This is a genomic window from Massilia sp. P2_C2, from assembly GCF_056404615.1.
Genome location: NZ_JBFUDR010000370.1, coordinates 1 through 5261, shown reverse-complemented (window position 1 = coordinate 5261; position 5261 = coordinate 1). Strand labels below are relative to the sequence as shown.

Annotated in this window: 5 protein-coding genes and 1 pseudogene; 5 read left to right on the top strand and 1 reads right to left on the bottom strand. The window is 66.6% G+C overall.

What is annotated here, in order from left to right; translation table 11 throughout:
• The 5 genes and pseudogenes from AC1DYX_RS27290 to AC1DYX_RS27270 form a co-directional block, all read left to right on the top strand.
• Positions 1 to 869, top strand: a pseudogene (locus AC1DYX_RS27290) (hypothetical protein); the annotation flags it as partial.
• Between the two features lie 74 nt (positions 870 to 943).
• Positions 944 to 1387: a hypothetical protein gene (locus AC1DYX_RS27285; RefSeq protein WP_477264736.1), complete on the top strand. Its 444-nt coding sequence runs from the start codon at positions 944 to 946 to the stop codon at positions 1385 to 1387.
• Complete coding sequence (locus AC1DYX_RS27280; protein WP_477264734.1) at positions 1384 to 2061, top strand: C39 family peptidase; 678 nt, start codon at positions 1384 to 1386, stop codon at positions 2059 to 2061. The genes AC1DYX_RS27285 and AC1DYX_RS27280 overlap by 4 nt, the downstream gene beginning before the upstream one ends.
• An 11-nt stretch (positions 2062 to 2072) precedes the next feature.
• Positions 2073 to 2576 carry a hypothetical protein gene (locus AC1DYX_RS27275; RefSeq protein WP_477264732.1) on the top strand — a complete coding sequence of 168 codons (504 nt, stop codon included), beginning with the start codon at positions 2073 to 2075 and terminating at the stop codon, positions 2574 to 2576.
• Positions 2577 to 2600: 24 nt separating this feature from the next.
• Positions 2601 to 4046, top strand: a complete 1446-nt coding sequence (locus tag AC1DYX_RS27270) for an acetate kinase (protein ID WP_477264730.1) — start codon at positions 2601 to 2603, stop codon at positions 4044 to 4046.
• Between the two features lie 59 nt (positions 4047 to 4105).
• On the opposite strand, the gene lpxO is transcribed toward AC1DYX_RS27270, so the two are convergent.
• The gene (lpxO, locus tag AC1DYX_RS27265; protein ID WP_477264728.1) at positions 4106 to 5005 is read right to left on the bottom strand and encodes a lipid A hydroxylase LpxO; all 900 of its coding nucleotides are present in this window, start codon (positions 5003 to 5005) and stop codon (positions 4106 to 4108) included.
• Positions 5006 to 5261 lie beyond the last annotated feature (256 nt).

Sequence of the window (5261 nt, the reverse complement as noted above, 5' to 3'; positions counted from 1 at the left end):
CGGCAGGCCCGGCAACGGCCTCGGCAGGCACCTCGACCGGCGGCGCTGGCGGTGCGGGCGGTGCCGGTGCGGCTGGTGGTGACGGCGGTGCCGGCGGGGCCGGTGGCATGGGCGGTGCAGGTGCCGCCGGCGCAGCCGGCGGTGYAGGCGGCAATGGCGCCTCGGCGTCGAATGCCGGCGGCGGCGGCGCAGCAGGTGGTGCGGCAACGGGTGGCGCAGGCGGCAATGGGGCAGCGCTGACCTCGACCGGCGGCGCAGGTGCCTCCAACACGGGCGGTGCAGGCGGCGCAGGCGGTGCCGGTGCGGCTGGCACGGGTACGTCCGGCGGCGCCGGTGCCGGCGGCGCTGGCTCGGGTTCGTCGGGTGCAGGCGGTGCAGGCGCAGCAGGTACGGGCACTGGCGGCGCAGGCGGTGCCGGCGCTGCGGCTACGGCAACCACGGGCGCCGGCGGTGCCGGTGGCACGGGCGGTGCCGGCGCATCGAGCGGCATGGCGTCGAACACCGGCGGTGCAGGCGCCGCTGGCGGCACGGCATCGACCGGCGCCGCGACCGGTGGCGCGGGCACGAACGGCAGCGCCACGGCCGGCAACGGCGGCAACGGCGGCAATGGCGGCTCGAGCACCGGCGGTGCAGGCGGCAACCTGGCCAACATCACGGCTGGCGTGGGCACCGGCGGCATGGGCGCCGCCGGCACCGGCGGCAATGGCGGCTCGAACAACGTCAATGCCGGCACGTTCGACATGTCGAACACGATGAGCGGCGTCGGCCAGTCGGCTGCCGGCATCATGGTGGTCAGCCAGAACAACGGCTTCTCTTCCCTGATCCAGCAGAGCGTGAACGTCCAGAGCAACCTGAACGTCGGCAAGTAAGCGCTTAACCTGAAGCAACGGACCGCCGTGCCTGCTGGCACGGCGGTTTTTGAAGCAACCTGGGGGTAGAGAGAATGCAGTTACTCGTCAGCAACCTCAGCAACCGCGTGTGCAGCCTGGCTGTGCTCGCGGCATGCGCATCCGCGGCCTGGGCGGGACCGGAACTCGCGATCCCCGCTCAGGACAGCGCACCTGCCGCCAAGTCGGAATTGGCGACGGTGCCGGTGGCGGATGCGGACCGGACGGCGCAGGCACAGGACACGCTCGGCTTTGGTCCGGCCGCYGACCTGGGCAAACTCGAGCATTCGCGCGGCGGTACGGACACGTACACGATCAATAACAATGCGAATCTCAACGGCGTCGTTACCGGCAACAGTGCGTGGAACGTCGTCACGGGCTCGAACTCCATCGATACCGGGGCGTTCGCGAATATGTCGGGCATACCGGTGGTGATCCAGAACAGCGRCGCAAACGTCCTGATCCAGAACGCCACCATCGTCAATCTGCAGTTCAAATGAAGCACAGCCCCCTGCCCCTGCTGTGCGCATTGCTGGGCGCCGCCTGCGCAAATGCAGCCGACCTGCCGATCCCTGGCGGCGCCCGTTTCAACGTGCCGGTCAAGAGCATGAGGGAATTGCGCTTCACGTCGACGACCCGCCAGCAATACGACTTCAGCTGCGGTTCGGCCGCCCTGGCCACGCTGCTCACCTATCACTACGGTTATCCGATCAGCGAAACCACCGCCTTCAAGGCGATGTGGGACATCGGTGACCAAAACAAGATCCGGCGCGAAGGCTTTTCGCTGCTCGACATGCAGCGCTACCTTGCGACGATCGGCTTCAAGGCGGACGGTTTCCAGGTGCCGCTGCAAAAGCTGTTCGACAGCAAGCTGCCGGCCATCGTGCTCATCTCGGAAAAGGGCTACAACCATTTTGTCGTGATCAAGGGCGCGGACGACGGTCGCGTCCTGCTGGGCGATCCGTCCAGCGGCACGCGTTCCGTCACGCGCGAGCACTTCGAATCCATCTGGCCGACCCGGCTGCTGTTCGTGATCCACGACGCGCCGAGCAAGCCCCAGTTCAACGCCGACCTCGACTGGCGTGCGGCCCCGCGCGCGCCGCTGGCCGAGGCCGTCAGCCGGACCGCGATCGACATGACGACGCTGCCGAAATTCGGTCCGGGCGATTTTTGACAGGAGAACCCATGCGCCTACCCGTCCAGATCGGCCTCGTGCTGGCCAGCGCTGCGATCGCGACGCAGGGCTACGCTGGCGACACGGACAACCCGTTCAGCAGCGACAACGCCGTGGCATCGGAAAAGCTCGATGACTACCGCGGCGGTTTCGTGACCGACAACGGCCTCGCGGTGACGCTCGGCATCGAGCGCATCGTCACGATCAACGGCAACGTCGCCGAACACAGCGACCTGGAGCTCGGCGACCTCGGTCGCCTGACGAGCGGCCAGTCCACGCTGACCGCGGACACCGCCGCCCAGGTACGCCTGATCCAGAACGGCGGTGGGCAGTTCGCCGTCCAGATGGGCAACAACGTGCTGGGAGGCACCGTTATCCAGAACAGCCTGAACGATCAACTGATACGCAGCCAAACCATTATTAATGCAAGCGTGAATGCGCGCGGACTGCTGCAGACGATGAATTTCCAGTCCAGCCTCGCGAACGCGCTGAATGCCGCCGCCACCGGCAGGTGACGGAAACTACTGGGGAGAAAACTTATGCAAAAAATTCCAGCGCTGTACGGCGTGATTGGTGTCAGCGTGGCCCTGGCGGCCGCTCCGGCCGGAGCCCAGTCCGGACCTGACCTCCTCGAGCAGCTGAAGATCATGCGACAACAGCTGGAAGAGCAGCGCGCACGCGTCGACGAACTGGAACGCCAGCTGCGCGCGAGCGGTATCGCACCGCCCGCGGCAGCAGCGCCGTCGCAACTCGAACGGCTGCGCGGCACGGGGAACCTGCCCGCACCGCAGAACGAGGCGCCTCTCCAGGCCGGGTCGGCCGCACCTGCCGATCCGCTCGCACTCCCGCCGACGCCCGCGGTGCCGCTCGCGCAGCCCGTGTATCCCGCCCGCCTCGCGCCGCTGCGCGGGACGGGCGGCGCCGGTGTGCAGGCGGACGCCGGCCAGGCGGCGGCGGCCAACCAGGCACTCGCGGCCAGCCAGACACCCGCCGGCAACGAATCCGTCGGCCGCCCACCCGCCCCACGCCCGCCGGAGGTGGCGCCGATCTTCGAAACGCCGGGGGTGCTGACGCCGCGCGGCAAGCTCGTGTTCGAGCCCTCGGTCCAGTTCGGTTACTCGTCCAGCAACCGCGTGGCGCTCGTCGGCTATACGGTGATCCCGGCCCTGCTGATCGGCCTGCTCGACGTGCGTGAAGTCAAGCGCAACACGACGACGGGCGCGGCCACGTTCCGCTACGGCGTGGACAACCGCTTCGAAGTGGAAGCGAAGATTCCGTACGTGTACCGCAGCGATTCGACCGTCAGCCGCGAGATCTTCACGGGCACGGCGGCCGAACGCGCGTTCGAGACGAGCGGCAAGGGCATCGGCGACATCGAACTGGCCTGGCGCTACCAGCTCAACGACGGCGGGGTCGACTCCCCCTACTACATCGCCGGCATGCGCTTCAAGAGCCGCACGGGGCGCGATCCATTCCAGGTGGTGACGGATTGCCAGACCCGTTGCGTGGGCGAAAACGTGACGGGGACCGGCCTGCCGCTCGACCTGCCGACGGGTTCGGGCTTCTACTCCGTCCAGCCCAGCCTGACGTGGCTGCTGCCGTCCGACCCGGCGATCTTCTTCGGCGGCTTCAGCTACACGAAGAACTTCAGCCGCAATAACCTGTACCGGACCGTGCTGAACGGCGAGAAGGAATTCCTGGGCCGCGTGGAACCGGGCGACGTGTTCGGGTTCAACTTCGGCATGGGTCTCGCCCTGAACGAGCGCGCCTCGTTCAGCATCGGCTACGACCACAGCTCGGTCGGGCGCATGCGCCAGAACGGCGAAGTGATCCCGGGTTCGGTCCGGGTCCAGTTGGGCACCCTGCTGCTGGGCTATTCCTACCGGTTGAAAAACAACCGCACACTGAGCGTTTCCGTCGGCGCCGGTCTGACCCGCGACACGCCCGACGTGACGCTCATGGTGAGGATGCCTTTTTCTTTCTGAGATCCCCTTTGGCCGCAAGGCGCGGCCCAGCGAAAAGGGCCGCGCTTGCGGCCCTTTTTTTAGATGTAATACACCAGCGCGGCCAGCCCCACGATCAGCGCCACCTTCGTCGCCTTGTACGCAGTCTTGTTCCACGCCTTGTAGCGGCGGCGGTACTGGCCCAGCACATAGGAAATGCGGAACAGCTTGCTGACGAGGCCCGTCTGGTCGCCGCTCTCGTTCGGCGACGCGGCGGCCGTCATCATCGTACGGCCCAGCCAGCGGTTGACGGACCGCATCCAGCCGAAGCGCATCGGGCGCTCGACGTCGCAGAACAGGATCAGGCRGTCGGTGTCGCTGGCGTTCTCGGCCCAATGGATGTACGTCTCGTCGAAGATCACGCCCTGGCCGTCGCGCCAGCTGTAGCGCTGACCGTCCACTTCGATGAAGCAGCGGTCGTCGTTCGGCGTGGCCAGCCCCAGGTGATAGCGCATGGAACCGGCGAACGGGTCGCGGTGYGGGTTCAGCTTCGCGCCCGGCGGCAGTTCGGCGAACATCGCCGCCTTCACGGACGGGATGCCCTGCAGCAACGCATACGTTTTCGGGCACAGGCGCTCGGCCGACGGGTGGCTGGCGTCGTACCACTTCAGGTAAAAGCGCTTCCAGCCGGTCTTGAAGAAGGAGTTGAAACCGGCATCGTTGTTCTGCTCGGACGCCTTGATCTTTTTCATCTCGATGAGGCGCAGGCCTTCCTCACGGATCGTCGGCCAGTTTTCCTGCAGCACGGACAACTCGGGGAATTCACGCACCGGAATGTACGGCGTGCTCGGCACTTTCGAAAACAAGTGCATGAAAATATTGATCGGCGCCATGAACGACGAATGGTCGAACAGCTGCCGGCCGAACGGCAGGCGGACTTTGCCTCGGAAATGGATGTGCAGGACGGACAGCACTAAAAAACCGACAACAAACCACTTCATCACGCCTCCGCGTACCCCCAGTTAAACGAGGCGAAAGGATACCATATGCGACACGCGGCCGTACGCCGCCCGCCCCGGCTAATCGGGTCGGAAGGCGCATGGCCGCGATTGGCTTGCGGCAGCGCGCGCTGCCGGTGCCGGCTCAGTGATGCGTCACCGAGGTGACGGCGTAGCCTTTTTCAGCCAACTGGCTGGACAGGTTCTGGATATCGTAATCCGGCAGGTCGCCGGCGTCGTCCTCGACTTCGAAGGCCCG